Here is a 16,613-nt window from a genome sequence, read left to right as displayed (position 1 = left end):
TATAACTATCGCGCAGTTGTTTTAGTCTGCTGCAGTTCTTTAAGTTTCAAAAACAAGTCACGCTCTTCTGCACTCAAATGGCTTGGCAGCGTTATGGTTATCTTTACGTAAAGGTCTCCGTGCTGGTCGGGTTTTCCATACAGGGGCATTCCTTTGCCTCGCAGCCGCAATATTTTATCAGGTTGTGTGCCTTCCGGGATTTTCAGTTTAAGCTGCCCTGTAAGGGTTTGCACTTGCGCATCGCCGCCAAGTATGGCCGTGTACATATCCAGTGCTAAGGTAGTATGCAGATCGTTGCCCTTGCGTTCGAAATTTGGATCTGGTTTTATCGTTACCTTGATGTACAGATCGCCGGGCGCGCCACCTCTTGCCGCCGGAGCGCCTTTGCCTTTAATGCGTAACACCTGCCCATCTACTACGCCTGGTTTGGTAGAAATGCGTAACTGCTGGTTATGGAGGTTCAATAGCCTGGATGTGCCATGATACGCTTCCTGCAGCGTAATTTCCATTTCAGCCTCGTAGTCGTTTCCTTTTGGCTGGCTTTGCCCTCTCCTGCCGCTGCCCTGCTGTGAGAAATCACCGCCGAAAAACTGTTTAAAGAAATCAGAAAAACCACCGCCGAACATATCGGCGTCTTCAAAGCCACTAAACCCTCCGCCTGGTTGGCCGCCATAATATTGACCACCTTGCCCGGTCTGCTGGTACTGGCGCCAGTTAGCGCCTAACTGATCGTATTGTTTTCTTTTTTCCTCATCCCCTATTACTTCGTATGCTTCACTGATGTCTTTAAACTTCTCTTCGGCAGCGCGGTCTCCTTTAGTTTTATCAGGATGGTATTTTTTAGCAAGCGACCGGTAAGCCTTCTTTATCTCAGCTGACGATGCCGATTTAGTAACTCCCAGTATTTTATAATAGTCCTTGTACTCCATAGTTCAGATAATAAATAAGGGTGTTATACAGAATGAAACCAGTTATAGAAACGTGCGCTTTGTCAGTCGGTTGTATCTGGGCATTGTCGGCAAACTATAAGCCAAGTCAAATAAAAAAAGCACCTATGAGAGGTGCTTTTTTAGATATCGATGTTTGAAACGTTAGATTGTGTCCGTGACTACGAGCAAGGCATAAATAACACCAGGCAGCCAGAAGAGTAATGTCAGAATAAGGCTGATCCAGAAGGTATTACCAATGCCATCGTGCAGGAACACGGCCAGTGGTGGTAACAACACAGCCAGAATGATTTCAACTATAGACGTGCGAGAACCGCCTTGTTTAATGGCTTCTTTCAGGTCTTTCTTGAGTTCCTTTTTCTCGGCTTTAGTCATAGTGGCCAGTCGCTCTTTTACAAGCTCCAGCGTTTCAGCTTCGGAAAGTACTTTTTCGGTTTCTGAGGAAGGAGCTGCAACCGGAGCAATGTTAACTGGCTTTGCAATCGGCTGAGGCGCTACAGATGCTTCCAGTACGGGTTCAGGAGCTACAGCCTTCTCTGCTTCTTTCTCGGCTTCTATAATAGCAACAGATGCAAGGTTTTGAGTCTCATCGGCTTTAGCAGCTGGTGCCTTTTTCTCGTTGATGTGGTAAGGAGCCTGTTTATGTGCAGCAAAATCGTAGTATTTGGCTGAGCTACACGAAAAGAGGAACTGTCCGGCAATCAAAACGAAAACAAATTGAAGTAAATTTCTGATTTTCATAGTTTAAGGGGTTAAGAAATAAATGATTAAACGTTCTCTGACATACATGTTACACCAGATCATCTATATGTAGTGTCATACTATATATAAGTTTAATTTGTTTTAATAATTACCACTGAAACTACATTTAAAGCAGTTTTTATATTAACGATAATAAATTGAAATTATAAGGCAACCTGCATAAGGTAAAGCAAAATGGTACTGCAACTATAGCTTTATTTCTATCTATCGAACTATAGTTTTATAGGATCATAATTTCAGAAGCAGCTTGTGAAGCAGTTTGTTCGGACTGCCAACTATAGTTCGGTTCGGCAAATGTAAAACAATACTATAGTTCATCCTTATCCGAAAGCTCTGGGCGGTAATGTTTGAGTGTAGCCTCCAGCGATGTATACACTGCATTCATTACCTTCTGCCAGGTAGCTTTGTCGCCTAAGGCAAATTTCTGGTTCACTTCCAGCTCTATCCCTATGTATTGCTCATCAGTGAACTTGCGGCGCAGGTAAGTCGGGAAACCATCTGAAATGCCTAAATAAGGGTAATTGAATCGTACCAGCAGGGAGCTGTTTTTTTCCTGAAACTCCTGCTTCCAGTGGCGACAGAAAGTTTGTTCCAGTTTTCGTTTCGGGTCGTAGAGCAGTCCGATATCGGCTTCGCGTATTTCGCCGTTTAACTCCGGGGTAAAGGTGTGTACAGCCACGTGCAGCACCTGTCTTCCCGCCATCACAAAATCATGTACCAGTTGTTCTACATCGTCGCGGTACGGGAAGTAATGGTCTTTCAGGATAAGGGATTTGTCATCGTCGCTCAGTTCGCGGGTTATGTCGGAAAACAATTTGGCATGGTGCAACGACCGGTTTAATTCTACCAGCAAGCGCGAAGTTTCTGAGTAGAAAGATTTATCAGCCAGCGGCTCCAGCGCCTTGTATAGTTCAAGTGCACCAATATCATACCCACTATGCGACTCTAACAACTCATCTTGTCCAGCAAACCAGGAAGCATATGCTTCCGGAATCTGGTTACCGGCATGTTCGCACGTAAGCAATAGTTTTAGCATGGTTTTTCAGGTAAGAATACGCCCCCTTTATGCAGGCAGGTAGCCAGTTGGGAGTAGACCTTTACTATAGTTTGCTTATCCGGGTTCTGCGAAGTTGCCTCTAAAATGCGCTTTGCCAGGTTGCCTCTCGATAGGATTACATTTAACGCATGCTGTACGTCTGGCTGCTCTTCCAGCACAACGCATTCTGCCGCTAAATGGCGCCATAGTTCACCTGCAGTGCAGTTGTCGGTGCATTTAAAGCCAAAGCAGCTCAGGAATTCCAGATCTCTGATAATAGCTTCCTGTCCGTGCTCGATCACATTCTCCAAAATGTCGGCCAGCCTGTTTTCGTCGAACTGCTTCAATTTTTCCAGGTTAACCCAGCGCTCTGCAATCAGCGCCTGTAGCACAGCTACCGTTGCCTGCGCAATAGCCAGGTCTGCCACTGGGCTTTCCTGTATATCGAGCAAGCGTATTTCGATGGTATTGCGCTCGAAGCGGGCAATGGCACCACGTGAGTTCAGAAATTCTTCCTGCAATGTTCCTTCCGGGTCGTAAGGCGCAACATCATGATACATGCGTTGCAGTATCTGCTCTTCATAATCCTTTTTGCTGAAGACAGGCTCCGGAATCACTTTACCAGTTATACTCGGAATTTTGAGCTGGTTTTTACGATACACATCCAGCCGGGTATCAAACATGCCGGTAGCTTTACCATCGAGTATAGGCGATGAGGCACTTAGAGCGGGCAGCACAGGCAACACCATACGTATAGCGGCATGCAGCTTGGCAAATTCTTCATCGTCTGCGAACGGCAAGTTGATGTGTGTGCTCTGCAGGTTCGCCCAGCCGTGGCCTTTGCAATTGAAAATACGGTTATAGGCCTCATAAACAGCATTGTGCTCGTGTGGCCATAGTTTGGTATCGGTATCTGGGTTCATGAGCGGGTGTGCACCGGTCGGCAACAACATGGCATCATGCTTTTCGAGCATCTGGTTTATCTTTCTTATATGCTCCTGAAATTTACTACACAACCCTTCCAGCGATTTTGCCGGTCCCTGTGTTTTCAGTTCTACCACATGCAGCACCAGCTCGTTGCTCCAGGCAATATCACCAAACTCAACATCCGATACATATTTCCCTACTTCATCATAGATCAGCTTATCTGTAATAGGTAGTACACGTAGATCGGTTTTGCTCACGATCATGTACTCGAGCTCTATGCCGAAGCCTTTAAACAGGTGCAGGGTGCGTTTGGGTTGGCTATCCATCGGTTCGGATGTTTTTATGATTATCGATTCTTCGTTTAATGGATTTGATGATAGCAGCATATAGGTCTTTCTTTAAAATTTTGTCTTCACAACCTGAATCTATACTTGGGTTATCATTTACTTCAATTACGTAGGCTTTTCCGTCTATTTCTTTCAGGTCTACACCGTACAAGCCGTCGCCTATCAGGTTTGCAGCCTTCAGGGCGGTGTGCAACACATGAAAAGGCACTTCCTCGAATGGTACAGTGTCTGCATCGCCTTCGGTTTGCTGGTGTTTTTGGCCGTTCCAGTTATAGATCTGCCAATGCCCTTTTGCCATGTAGTAACGGCAGGCATATAGTGGCTGTTTATCTAAAATGCCAATGCGCCAGTCAAAATCAGTGGGTGTAAACTCCTGCCCTATGATCAGCTCCGAATCGGCCAGCATTTTGTCCAGCTCTTTATCAAGGCTCTTGCGGTCTTTGGCTTTAACTACCCCCTGCGAGAATGAGCTGTCAGGTTTCTTCAGTACACAAGGCAGGCCCAGCTCCTGCTCCACCATTTCCCGGTTGTCTTTATGGATGATCATAGACTTTGGAATCGGTACTTTAGCCTTGGTAAGGAGCTCGGCCAGGTATACTTTGTTTGTGCAACGCAGTATAGAAACCGGGTCGTCGATTACGACCAGTCCATCGGCATAGGCTTTACGTGCGAACTTATACGTGTGGTGGTTTACAGAAGTGGTTTCACGAATAAACAGAGCATCAAACTCTGCCAAACGCCTGTAATCGTCCTTGGTGATCAGCTCAACATAAAACCCTTGTGCTTCGGCTGCCTCAACAAACTGATGAATGGCTCTCTTGTCTGAAGGCGGTTCTTTTTCGTTCGGATCTACCAGAATGGCCAGGTCGTAGGTTTTGCGGGTAATGCGTGCGCCGGCGAACCGATGGCGTGCAAAATAGGCTTTCGCAAACTTTATCACATAGCGCCAATGGTGTTCCGGAATTTCATTTACAGGGATTGGGCTAATGCTCTGAAGTACCCATTCATCTTTAAAAACAAACTGAGCTTTTAGCAATGGGGCCTGAAACAGGTCGTGTAACTGTTTGCAGAGTTTTTCATACTTTAAAGCCACATTCTGCCCGAAGTAAATACTTAGTGTAAAACTTTTAGAGCGTATACTGGCAAGGCTTTTCTGTACCAGTTCGTTAATTTCTACGGTTATGGCACGAACTATAGTCGGACTTTTTAGGTCTTGCATGGTTGTAACGCTCGGGATAGGCTTGTGCCCGCGTGCCTCGGCCAGCAACGACACATAGTAACCGGCGCTCTGGTACTTATAGCTGCGGCAAAGGTTAAAAATCCGGGCGTTTTTTATATCTGTGTAAGTAGCATCGGTCAGATAAGTCTGGGCATCCACTACTTCTACGTCCTCAATCTTGGGCCCCCAGTCTTTAGGGTAATCCACTACTACTATTTTTCGCATGTTCGGGTGTTAATCTGTATTGGGGTTCATGGGCTCTATGGCCAAAAGGTTAGCATCGAAGGTGGACATACCCAGCAAAATAGAGCTGAGCAAATGCGACAGGCCAACTTCGTAATAGTTATTCTGGAAATATGGGTTCTCCTGGTAAGGGTCGGCAACTATAATGCGCTTCAGGTCTTCGGTAAAACCGCACAGAACTACAAAATGCCCCATCGGGTAACCATGTACATCGTCGTAAACTGAGTTTCCGGCATCGTCGGCGTACTCGCGGGCACTGCGGTACAGATAAGTGGCACTTAGGCCGGTAAGCATCGGCACGCCGTCATCAAAAAAACTGCTCATCAGGTCGATGGTCAGGTCTTCGCAGCGCAGTTCGCCGCCCAGCTCCAGAAACTCTATGTATGCGCGGGCTGCACGCTCCAGTTTCTTCCCTTTTTTAACCAGCAGTTGCTGTTCCAGTTTCTCTATAATCTCTTCGTTACTAAGCTCAAACCAGGTTGGGTCGAACACGTGCAGGTTATAGGTAAAAATGGTAGCCTTGTAGCCACGTTTCAGGGCATGGCAGGCCAGCAGCACTTCCAGGGTTCCGCCTTCATCCAGATAAGGCACTTCCTTTATCACTTCACTCAGCGGTATCGGATCTTTAAAATACCGGTAAACCGCATGCAGGCTGGTAGGCCCGCAGGTGGAGTCGTCTGGCTGCGTATGAATCTTGATCGGAATCACGGGTTATTGCCTTAATGTGAACGATAACAGTGTGCATGTTATACGCTGCAGCAACTATAAGTTTTGGTAGATTCCTAAGAATAAGTAGCGGTTAAAAGCAGAATGGAACAATTTGTTTACTAGCTAACTATAATAAATGACTGATTTAATTATATTTAGAGTGAGGGATTAATAAAAACAAGATGAGTTGGAGCTTTGGAATAAATCAACGGAACAAGGTATCGCTTGCCTTTGCAGCTGTTTTTGTGGTGATTATACTGGCCAACTGGGTGGTAAGCTATAGTATGGAGCAGGTAGGCAAGCAGTTTCAGTCAGTTTACCAGGACCGCCTTGTGCCTTCGCTTGATATTTCTGAAATTCTGGAACGCTATTACCAGAACCGCATGCTGCTTGAAGAACATGTTTTAGCTACTCAGGCATCCTCCCACGACAGCCTGCAACAGCTTATAGTTGCAAATACCACGGTTATCGACTCAGTGGTATTAAAATATGAGCAAACTTATTTGGTTGAGAGCGAAAAGGAAAACCTCGCAAACTATAAAACCCGGTTTGCTGAACTAGTGCAAGTACAGGACCGGATTTTAGCTTTAAGTGCACAGGGCAACAAAGCTGAAGCCCGTAAACTGTATCGTACCGATGGCCAGTCTGCTTTTCAGGGATTGCTGGACCCGCTACACCAGCTTATAAAAGTGCAGGGCGATGTGGGCCAGGAACTATACCAATCCGCAAACCGAAGTGTCATGATGTTAAAGGTTGTCTCCTACTCTGTTATTGCCCTGGCGGTAGTTATTGCACTTATAGTTGGTACCTTGCTGCAAACGTCGCGAAAACTCAATAATATCAAAACTCAGAAATATAACCTGAATTAGAATCTATTACTGAGCATCAAACTATAGTTTTAATTTCAACCATAGCGATTCAGTTTATAGTTGTATTGCGCTGAGTTTTAGTCTAATTATCAATAAAACTTAAGCCAGCAGCTGTTCTATAGCCGTATCTACTTTTTCAAAATCAAAGCCTTTTAAAACCTGCAGCATCTGCTGATTAATTTGCTCAGTACACAGGTTTCCAATACTTCCTTCATGGGTATGATGCACTTGTGTTGGTGCTTCGAAAGTACCATCGGCTATAGTTGCACCAATGTTCTTGTAAGCATCTCTGAAAGGCACTCCTTGCAGTACTTCGTTATTTACCACTTCCACGCTGAAGGCATATTTGTACTTTTCATCCTGCATAATGTTTTCTTTTACGATCAGCTTTGGCAGCATATAGTTCGCCATCTGAAGGCAGTCGAGTAAAGTATTAAATGCCGGGAAAAGGCTCTCTTTTAGCAACTGCATATCACGATGGTAGCCAGATGGGAGATTAGCAGTTTGCAGCGCAATTTCGTTAGGCAGGCCCTGTAGTTTATTGCATTTGCCACGGATCAGTTCAAACACATCCGGGTTCTTTTTGTGCGGCATAATGCTGGAGCCTGTTGTCAGTTCATCTGGCAGGCTTACAAAGGCAAAGTTTTGGCTCATATACAGGCAAAGGTCCATCGCCATACGACCTATAGTTGCAGCTATAGTTGCGATTGCCGTTGCTACTACGCGCTCCGTTTTACCACGGCCCATTTGCGCATACACCACGTTATAGTTCAGGCTTTCGAAGCCAAGAAGATCGGTAGTCAACTGGCGATTCAACGGAAACGAAGAACCGTACCCAGCTGCGGAGCCCAATGGGTTTTTGTTACTAATTCTGTAAGCAGATTGCACAACCAAAAGGTCATCAATCAGACTTTCGGCATAAGCGCCAAACCACAACCCGAACGACGACGGCATTGCCACCTGAAGGTGCGTGTAGCCAGGCAACAATTTCTCTTTATGCTGCTCGCTTAGCTGCTGCAATGTATGGAATAAGGTATCTGTAGCTTCCACAACCTGGCGCAGTTGATGGCGCATGTATAATTTTAAGTCAACCAACACCTGGTCGTTGCGCGAGCGGCCACTGTGTATCTTTTTACCTGCTTCGCCGATGCGCTTGGTAAGAAGCAACTCCACCTGGGAATGCACATCTTCCACGCCTTCTTCAATCTCGAAATTGCCTTGCTCAACTTCGTTGTATAGTTGCTTAAGCTCCTTCTGAACGGCAGTAAGCTCATCCTGCTCCAGCAGGCCAACCTGGTTTAGCATACGCGTGTGCGCCAAAGAGCCAAGTATATCAAACGGTGCCAGCTCCAGGTCCATTTCGCGGTCGTTACCCACCGTAAAACGTTCTATTTCTGCCTGTACCTGTATGTCTTTCTGCCAGAGTTTCATCTTTAAATTGCTGATTGTTGGATTGTTAATTGTTGATCTGGTATTATAGAATTCAATTACATGTTCATACTAACTGCAAAGTCCCACATCACCCATTTCTAATTTTTAATTTCTAATTCGTAATTGAAGAAAGCATTTTGATGTAAAGCTGGATGCCTTCTTCCAGTTCCTGTAATTCGATGTATTCGTCGGCGGTGTGTGAGCGGGCGGAATCGCCGGGGCCTAATTTTACAGATGGTACACGTAGCAATGCCTGGTCGGATGTGGTTGGTGAACCATATGTCTTGCGACCAAGCTGTATACCAGCCTGAACTATAGGATGCTTTAAGGGAATACCGGATGGCTGCAGACGAACTGAGCGAGGCGTAACAGTTGCTTTTACATGTTGCTTCACCGTAGCAAGCACTTCTTCCAAACTATAGGCATCGGTTACGCGCACATCTACGGTAAACTTGCAGGTATCCGGCACCACATTATGTTGCGAACCAGCCTGCACCACCGTTACACTCATCTTAATCGGGCCTAGGGTTTCAGATACTTTCTCGAATCTATAGTTGCGGAACCACTCGATATCCTGCAACGCTTCGTAGATGGCGTTTACACCTTCTTCGCGGGCGGCGTGACCGGCTTTGCCGTGGGCTACGCAATCTAACACCAGCAGCCCTTTTTCAGCTACGGCCAGGTGCATTTGGGTAGGCTCGCCAACTATAGCAAAATCGATTTCACCTAGTTTTGGTAGTATAAATTCAAGTCCGTTTCTACCTGATATTTCTTCTTCAGCGGTGGCGGCTAATATGAAGTTATAGTTAAGGTTCTGCTTCGGATAGAAGTACAGAAACGCAGCGATCAAAGATACCAAACAACCACCGGCATCGTTGCTTCCCAAGCCATATAGTTTGCCATCTTTTATAGTTGGCGTGAACGGATCCAAGGTATAGCCGGCGTTTGGTTTAACCGTATCGTGATGCGAATTCAGCAGTATAGTTGGCAGCTCCAGATTATAGTGTTGGTTAAATGCCCAGACGTTATTTCCCTGTCGCTCCGCTTTTATACCATGCCGTTCCAGGAAACTATAAATAGCATCAGCTGTCTTATCTTCTTCGCGACTAAACGATGGGATACTGATCAGTTGCTGCAATAGCTCCAGCGCTTCGGTGTATAGTTGGTCCATCGTCATGTTATGCTTCCAGCGCTATCGTTGTTCCGGCCGGCTTGCCTTCTGCCATTGCCAGCACATCTTCCGACTGACCAATTTTAACAATGCTTACCCCACTTTGCAGAGTAGCAAAAGCATTATCCAGCTTCGGCAACATCCCTGCGTAAACCTGCCCAGAGTCCTTCATCAAACTATAGCTTTCGGGTGTGAGCTTCTCAACTACAGAGTTTTCATCAGCAGCATCTCGAAGTACACCTTTCTTCTCGAAACAATACAGCAATTGCACCTTATACTTTTCTGCCATAGCTACAGCCAAAACAGAGGCTACCGTATCTGCATTTGTGTTCAGAAGAGAGCCGTTACAATCGTGGGTAAGCGGTGCTACAACCGGAGAGAAACCAGCCTGCAAGATGGCATCCAGCGCCTTTGCGTTTATACTTTCAGGACCTTTTACATCACCCACAAAACCATAGTCTATCGTTTTAACAGGTCGTTTTTCTGCTTTTATGATATTGGCATCCGCACCCGTTAAACCGATCGCATTGTTGCCAAGAGCCTGTAGTAGCGCGACAATATTCTTGTTCACCAGGCCACCGTACACCATCGTTACTACTTCAAGCGTTTCAGCATCTGTAATGCGACGACCATCAACCATTTTAGGTTCGATGCCCAGCCGCTGGCCAATGGCCGACGCAATTTTGCCGCCTCCATGCACCAACAACTTCGGACCAGTTACTGCAGCCCAATCAACCAAAAAGCGGTGCAGTAACCGGGGATCATCAATCACATTACCACCGATCTTAACTATAGTCAGCATGTATTTTTTTGAGTTTCTTGACTGTGTGACAAAAGACAAAGGACTTCTCTAATTCTTGTAAAAAGTCTATTGTCCTTTGTCAAATAATCCTTTGTCAAATTAAAGCGCTTCCAGCATGCGTTTCAGAACAGCCTGTGCGGCGTAAGTGCGGTTGTTGGCCTGCTCCAGTACCAGCGAGTTTGGTCCATCCAGGATCTCATCGCTCAGTTCTACATTGCGGCGAACCGGAAGGCAGTGCATTACTTTCGCGTTATTGGTTAGCGCCAGCTTCTCGTTGTTCATCATCCAGCCTTCACCATCTGTCAGCACTTTCCCGTACTGCTCGTAGCTCGACCAGTTCTTCACATACACAAAATCCGCATCCTTCAAAGCTTCGTCCTGGTTGTGCAGCACCGTTGCGCCTTTGGTGAATTCATCAGCCAGGTCGTAGCCTTCCGGGTTGGTTATCACCAGTTCTACATCAGCCTGTTGCATCCATTCGGCAAACGAGTTGGCTACACACTGTGGAATAGACTTAACGTGCGGCGCCCAGGTAAGCACAACTTTTGGCTTTTTACCCGCAGGTTTTTGCTCGGTTATAGTTACCAGGTCGGCCAGGCTTTGAAGCGGATGGCGTGTAGCAGACTCCAAGCTTACAACCGGAACCTTGGCATAGCTGATAAACTTATTCAGCAGATCTTCGCTATAGTCTTCGTCACGGTCCTGCAGTTTCGGGAACGAGCGGATGCCGATGATGTCGCAGTACTGTCCCATAACCGCAGCGGCTTCTTTAATGTGCTCCACGGTAGTGCCGTTCATAATGGCGCCATCCTGCGTTTCCAGTGCCCAGCCTTCCTTGTCCAGGTTCATCACCATTACGTTCATGCCCAGGTTGTTGCCGGCAATCTGTGTGCTCAGGCGCGTGCGCAGGCTCGGGTTAAGGAATACAAGGCCCAGCGTTTTATTTTCGCCTAGCGATTTATAGTTGTATGGATTTTCTTTCAGGTGCAGCGCTTCTTTAACCAGCTCATTCACATCGGCCACATCGTACGCAGAAGTATATTTTTTCATTCTTAGTTTTCCTGTAGGGTATAAACAATGGATTCAAATGCCGACACAAAAGCTTCTATCTCTCGGGCACTTATAGTTAGTGGCGGTAACAAGCGCAGCGTGTTTTTGTCGGATGACGAACCGGTGAAAATGCGGTGTTTCTCCAGCAGTTCTTTACGAACCGGTGCGCAAGATTCTTCCAGCTCCACTCCTATCATCAGGCCCTGACCACGCACTTCGCGTACGCCCGGCAACGCCTGTAATTCCTGCATCAGGCGCTGGCCCATGCGGGTGGCATTATCCAGCAACTGCTCCTGCTCCATCACTTCCAGCACCGCAATACCGGCCGCACAAGCCAGGTAGTTTCCACCAAATGTAGTTCCCAGCATACCATGCTTTGCTTCAATGTTCGGGCTGATTAGCACACCACCAATCGGGAAACCGTTGCCCATTCCTTTTGCCACAGTTATCAGGTCCGGTTTTACATCGGTGTGCTGGTGCGCAAAGAATTTACCTGAACGCCCGTAACCAGACTGAACTTCATCCAAAATCAATAATGCTCCTGCTTTCTTACAACCTGCTTCTACCGCTTTCAGGAAAGTTGGCTCAGGCATGTGCACGCCGCCTACACCCTGTATGCCTTCTACAATTACAGCAGCCAGCTCAGAGCCATATTCGTTAAGGGCTTGCGCAAAAGAATCCAGGTTGTTCAGGGGCAGGAAAACAACGTTATCTGTCTCGTTAACCGGTGCAATGATAGATGGATTATCGGTAGCAGCTACGGCAGCAGATGTACGGCCATGGAAAGCGCCTTTAAACGCGATGATCTTTTTACGGCCTGTTTGAAAGGAAGCCAGTTTTATAGCATTCTCGTTGGCTTCAGCGCCGGAGTTGCACAGGAACAAACTATAGTCTGGGTATCCGCTAAGCTCTCCGAGTTTCGCAGCCAGTTCTTCCTGCATCGGCATCTGCACCGAGTTAGAGTAAAAACCGATATCGTATAGTTGGCGGGCAATACGCTTTACATAGTGCGGGTGGCTATGGCCGATTGATATTACAGCGTGGCCGCCATAAAGGTCCAGGTAGCGTGTACCTTTGTCGTCCCAGATGTAGCAGCCCTGGCCGCGTATGGGATTGATATCAAAGACAGGATAAACGTCGAAGAGATTCATGGTTTATTCGTTGAATTAGTAGATGTAGGAAGTAAGACAGTAAAGGAAGTACTCAACGTACATAGCTTTAATTGTTGATGGTTATTTAATTGTTGATGGTTGTATTGTTAAATTGTTGTTTCCAATACTAATGTCATTTAGAGTTTAGGGAGAAATCTATTTAGGAATCTGAGATAAATCTCTCACTTTGTTCGGGATGACATTTCTTGAAACTCTAGTTTAAAACCCTGCTGGTTTTAGCTTTAATCCGGCCGTTTCTTCCAGCCCAAAAAGCAGGTTCATGTTCTGTACCGCCTGGCCTGATGCGCCTTTCAGCAGGTTATCGATCATGCTGGTGATCACGAGCATTTCGCCCTGCTTCTCCAGGTATAGAATACACTTGTTTGTATTTACCACCTGCTTCAGGTCAGGTGTGCTCTCGCTAATCCAAACAAATGGATGTGTACTGTAATAGCTGCTGTATAGTTCGTGCGCTTCGGCTATAGTTAATTCGCAAGGCAAGTAACTGGTGCAAAGTATACCCCGCGTAAACGGTCCGCGATATGGCACAAAATGTATGGCAGGTAACTCTTGGGCAGGCTGTAGTTCGTGCAATGTGCGGCGGATCTCGTTCAGGTGCTGGTGGTTAAGCACTTTATAGTTTGAGATGTTGCCGCTTCGCCAGCTATAGTGTGATGTCGGGCTCAGGCTTTGCCCTGCTCCGGTGCTGCCGGTAATACCGCTTACATGCACTTCATTTGTGATCAACCCTTTAGCAGCTAAAGGTAGCAAGGCCAGTTGAATGGCTGTAGCGAAGCAACCTGGGTTAGCGATGTGCTGTGCCTGCTTTATAGTTTCGCGAAGCATTTCCGGTAAGCCATAAGTAAAAGCACGACCAGCCGCATCTATAGTTTGCGCTTTGCCAGCTTCCCCATTCCAGCGGAAATCCTGGCTTAAGTCGATGATCTTAGTGCTTTCTGCAAAGGTATTGTCAGCTAAAAACTTTTTCGCTTCACCATGGCCAACGCATAAGAATAGCACATCCACTTCCTGCTCGTAAGAATCGCTGAAGAATAGTTCCGTTTCGCCTAACAGGTCGGCATGTGCTGCATGCACAGGTTTTCCTGCCTGACTTTTGCTGTGCGTGAAAACCAGGTTTACATTCGGGTGATTCAGCAACAGACGAAGCAGTTCGCCGCCGGTGTAGCCAGCCCCGCCAATTATGCCCGCCTTTACTTTTTGCTTGCCCATGCCTCGGTGGTGTTATTCACGTTGTGGTATAGTTTGGTCTGGTTCCCGAAGATCTTGGTAAAACCTTTTACATCATCAGCCGTCCAGGCGCGGTTCATTTCTCCGTAGCTGCCAAACTTATCGCTCATCAGGTCATGCTCGCTCTCAATACCTTCTACCTGGAAACGGTAAGGCGCCAGCAGCACATGCACTTTACCTGTCACGGTTTGCTGTGTGCTCTCCAGGAAAGCTTCGATGTCGCGCATAGTTGGGTCCAGCAGTTGACCTTCGTGCAGCCAGTTACCATACCAGGTTGCCAGTTGGTCTTTCCAGTATAGTTGCCATTTGGTTAGCGTATGCTTCTCCAGTGTGTGATGCGCTTTGATAATCACCATCGGGGCCGCAGCTTCAAAACCTACGCGTCCTTTAATGCCGATAATGGTATCGCCCACGTGTATGTCGCGACCGATGGCAAAAGGACCGGCAATTTCCTGCAGGCGCTGAATTACCTGTACCGGGCTTTCAAAAACTTCATCGTTCAACCCAACCGGCTCACCATTTTTGAAAACTATAGTTACACGCTCAACCTCCTGTTTTGTCAGCTGCGTCGGGTAAGCAGATTCCGGTAATGGCAAATGTGAAGTAAGCGTTTCCTTACCGCCAACCGATGTGCCCCAGATACCTTTATTAATGGAATATTGTGCTTTGGTAAAGTCCATTTCCACGCCATGCTTGCGCAGGTATTCGATCTCCTCTTCGCGCGACAGTTTCATATCACGGATCGGTGTGATGATCTCTACATCCGGAATGATGGCCTGGAAAACCATATCAAAACGCACCTGGTCGTTTCCGGCGCCGGTACTGCCGTGGGCTACATAATCTGCCCCGATGCTCTTGGCAAAGTTGGCAATGCTCAGGGCCTGCGTAACACGCTCCGCACTTACAGATAACGGGTATGTGTTGTTCTTCAGCACATTTCCGAAGATCATGTACTTGATGCAACTCTTGTAGTAGCTTTCTTTCTCATCCAGGTGCGTGAATTGCTTCACACCAAGCGCATAAGCTCGGCGCTCGATCTCCTGTATCTCTTCAGCAGAAAAACCACCTGTATCTACTAAAGCAGCATATACTTCCAAGCCCAGTTCCTGCGACAAATAAATAGCGCAATAAGATGTATCTAAACCGCCGCTAAAGGCTAACAAAACTTTCTTCATAACTATAGTTTATATTTTGGTAGCCTTAGGAGGCTTTTTTGTTCTTATCTTTTTCTTGTTCAGGTAATGTAATAGGCTGCACTGCCAAACGCTGGCGGTAGCGCACCCAGCGCTCCTGCAGGCTGTTTGCCTTTGCAGCTGGTTTTTGCTCAACTATAGGCAACGGCATAAAATTTTTCTCCTGCGCCGGGTCAAATAACATGGCTGTGCACAGGCAGTTGCTGCGGTTCTTGCTCGTCAGGATCGGGAAGTTCACGCAGCTTTCGCAGCCTTTCCAGAACGACTCATCATCGGTCAGTTCAGAGTAAGTAACAGGTTTATAGCCAAGGCCAGAGTTGATCTTCATAACAGCCAATGCTGTAGTCAAACCAAAGATTTTGGCATCCGGGTATTTGGTGCGCGACAGTTCAAACACCTTCTGTTTGATCTGACGGGCAAGGCCGCTTTTGCGTAGTTCCGGCGAAACGATAAGGCCGGAGTTTGCCACGTATTTGCCATGTCCCCAGGTCTCTATGTAGCAGAAACCAGCCCATTTTCCATCCGGATGTAAGGCGATCACGGCTTTCCCTTCCTGCATTTTCAGGGCAACGTATTCGGGTTTGCGCTTAGCTATACCGGTACCGCGCGCCTTGGCCGAGGATTCCATTTCATCGCAGATCGTTTGCGCATAACCCACGTGGCTCTCATTTGCCACAACAACTATAAATTCCGGTAAACTGGTCATGTAAGTATATAAAGAGACAATAAGGCTAGTTGATAGCCTGATCAGCAAAATTTAGAATATACAAATGCCTTGAGCTGCCTTTCGAAAAAGCTGAGCTTACACGCATTAAAACAAAATGTATTTAGGATTGGAAGTGACCCCCACGTAGGCGATCAAAGAGAATGTCGGCCTAGGGCCTGAGCCTGAAGCTGGAAAAAACGCACCTGAAAACTACCCTGCACACGCGGGCAGAAAAAGTCGCACGCTGCTGAACAGCATGTTTTATCGTTGGCTCTGCGCCAGATAAAAAGACCTTTTTTTTCATTTTCTGTATTAGAGTAAAATACTTTAAGCCATTAAGTACTGCTTAAACGGTGCAAATGTTTTCATTTAAAAATGTGTTTTGCAAGCTCATCTGCAATATTCAGATAAAAGTTATACTCCTTAACGTTTTTGAAATACTTTAGTACCCGCTTCAGGATTTTTCTATAGATATAGCGCTTTATGCATTAACTTGCGGCTTTAGCTGAGTACATACATGAAGAATCTGAACCTGCCTGTTATAATCGGTATCCTGTTTTCTACGATCGGTCTTGTTTCGTTGTTGTTGATGAAGCAAGCCCTGACAGCGGCAATCTGGCTAAGTTTCGGGAATGGCTTACTCCTGAGCAGCCTGCAGTTTAGCCGACAGAACGAACACGGAGAAATAGTAAAGCAGCCTATCCCCCGCATCAGGGTTTATACAGGTATTTTCCTGATCGTGCTAGCTGTGTTATTGCTTCTACTACAGGTTTTCCAGGACTTTCAGCAATAAATAATTGTGT

16 protein-coding genes are annotated in these 16,613 nt (G+C 46.6%); 2 read left to right on the top strand and 14 right to left on the bottom strand.

The features are described from left to right. Positions 1-5: 5 nt before the first annotated feature. The 6 genes from GXP69_RS13755 to GXP69_RS13730 all read right to left on the bottom strand — a co-directional run bounded on the left by GXP69_RS13755 (position 6) and on the right by GXP69_RS13730 (position 6,189). Entirely contained in the window at positions 6-929 is a 924-nt protein-coding gene (locus GXP69_RS13755) for a DnaJ C-terminal domain-containing protein (protein ID WP_163915665.1), read from the bottom strand. Positions 930-1,091: 162 nt separating this feature from the next. Then, entirely contained in the window at positions 1,092-1,688 is a 597-nt protein-coding gene (locus tag GXP69_RS19095) for a YqaE/Pmp3 family membrane protein (protein ID WP_235925729.1), read from the bottom strand. A gap of 328 nt (positions 1,689-2,016) precedes the next feature. Next, positions 2,017-2,745 (bottom strand): N-formylglutamate amidohydrolase, encoded by a 729-nt coding sequence (locus tag GXP69_RS13745; protein WP_163915664.1) that lies wholly within the window; start codon positions 2,743-2,745, stop codon positions 2,017-2,019. After that, complete coding sequence (locus GXP69_RS13740) at positions 2,739-3,998, bottom strand: carboxylate-amine ligase (RefSeq protein ID WP_163915663.1); 1,260 nt, start codon at positions 3,996-3,998, stop codon at positions 2,739-2,741. The genes GXP69_RS13745 and GXP69_RS13740 overlap by 7 nt, the downstream gene beginning before the upstream one ends. Next, a complete protein-coding gene (locus tag GXP69_RS13735) occupies positions 3,991-5,463 on the bottom strand; it encodes a RimK family protein (protein ID WP_163915662.1) in 1,473 nt (490 codons plus the stop codon). The genes GXP69_RS13740 and GXP69_RS13735 overlap by 8 nt, the downstream gene beginning before the upstream one ends. 9 nt (positions 5,464-5,472) lie before the next feature. Next, the gene (locus GXP69_RS13730) at positions 5,473-6,189 is read right to left on the bottom strand and encodes a peptidase-C39 like family protein (RefSeq protein WP_163915661.1); all 717 of its coding nucleotides are present in this window, start codon (positions 6,187-6,189) and stop codon (positions 5,473-5,475) included. A 182-nt stretch (positions 6,190-6,371) separates the two neighbouring features. Between GXP69_RS13730 and GXP69_RS13725 the strand changes: the two genes are divergently transcribed. Next, entirely contained in the window at positions 6,372-7,058 is a 687-nt protein-coding gene (locus GXP69_RS13725) for an MCP four helix bundle domain-containing protein (RefSeq protein WP_163915660.1), read from the top strand. A 99-nt stretch (positions 7,059-7,157) separates the two neighbouring features. Here GXP69_RS13725 and argH read toward each other — a convergent pair whose 3' ends face one another. The 8 genes from argH to GXP69_RS13685 all read right to left on the bottom strand — a co-directional run bounded on the left by argH (position 7,158) and on the right by GXP69_RS13685 (position 15,810). Further along, entirely contained in the window at positions 7,158-8,489 is a 1,332-nt protein-coding gene (argH, locus tag GXP69_RS13720; protein WP_163915659.1) for an argininosuccinate lyase, read from the bottom strand. Between the two features lie 112 nt (positions 8,490-8,601). Further along, positions 8,602-9,666 carry a M20 family metallo-hydrolase gene (locus GXP69_RS13715; protein ID WP_163915658.1) on the bottom strand — a complete coding sequence of 355 codons (1,065 nt, stop codon included), beginning with the start codon at positions 9,664-9,666 and terminating at the stop codon, positions 8,602-8,604. 1 nt (position 9,667) lies between these two features. Further along, positions 9,668-10,462 carry an acetylglutamate kinase gene (argB, locus tag GXP69_RS13710; protein ID WP_163915657.1) on the bottom strand — a complete coding sequence of 265 codons (795 nt, stop codon included), beginning with the start codon at positions 10,460-10,462 and terminating at the stop codon, positions 9,668-9,670. 99 nt (positions 10,463-10,561) lie between these two features. Next, positions 10,562-11,512, bottom strand: a complete 951-nt coding sequence (locus tag GXP69_RS13705; protein WP_163915656.1) for a Rossmann-fold NAD(P)-binding domain-containing protein — start codon at positions 11,510-11,512, stop codon at positions 10,562-10,564. A gap of 2 nt (positions 11,513-11,514) precedes the next feature. Next, a complete protein-coding gene (locus tag GXP69_RS13700; RefSeq protein ID WP_163915655.1) occupies positions 11,515-12,663 on the bottom strand; it encodes an aspartate aminotransferase family protein in 1,149 nt (382 codons plus the stop codon). A 219-nt stretch (positions 12,664-12,882) separates the two neighbouring features. Then, entirely contained in the window at positions 12,883-13,893 is a 1,011-nt protein-coding gene (gene argC, locus GXP69_RS13695; RefSeq protein WP_163915654.1) for an N-acetyl-gamma-glutamyl-phosphate reductase, read from the bottom strand. Continuing rightward, complete coding sequence (gene argG, locus GXP69_RS13690) at positions 13,875-15,086, bottom strand: argininosuccinate synthase (protein WP_204282037.1); 1,212 nt, start codon at positions 15,084-15,086, stop codon at positions 13,875-13,877. Before argG ends, argC begins: the two co-directional genes overlap by 19 nt. 25 nt (positions 15,087-15,111) lie before the next feature. Next, complete coding sequence (locus GXP69_RS13685; protein ID WP_163915653.1) at positions 15,112-15,810, bottom strand: GNAT family N-acetyltransferase; 699 nt, start codon at positions 15,808-15,810, stop codon at positions 15,112-15,114. A 517-nt stretch (positions 15,811-16,327) separates the two neighbouring features. Here GXP69_RS13685 and GXP69_RS13680 point away from each other — a divergent pair. Beyond that, positions 16,328-16,603 carry a hypothetical protein gene (locus GXP69_RS13680; protein ID WP_163915652.1) on the top strand — a complete coding sequence of 92 codons (276 nt, stop codon included), beginning with the start codon at positions 16,328-16,330 and terminating at the stop codon, positions 16,601-16,603. Positions 16,604-16,613 lie beyond the last annotated feature (10 nt).

It is taken from the genome of Pontibacter burrus (assembly GCF_010686685.1).
Classification (GTDB): domain Bacteria; phylum Bacteroidota; class Bacteroidia; order Cytophagales; family Hymenobacteraceae; genus Pontibacter; species Pontibacter burrus.
Note: the sequence above shows the minus strand (reverse complement) of the source record. Positions and strands in the feature narration are given on the sequence as shown.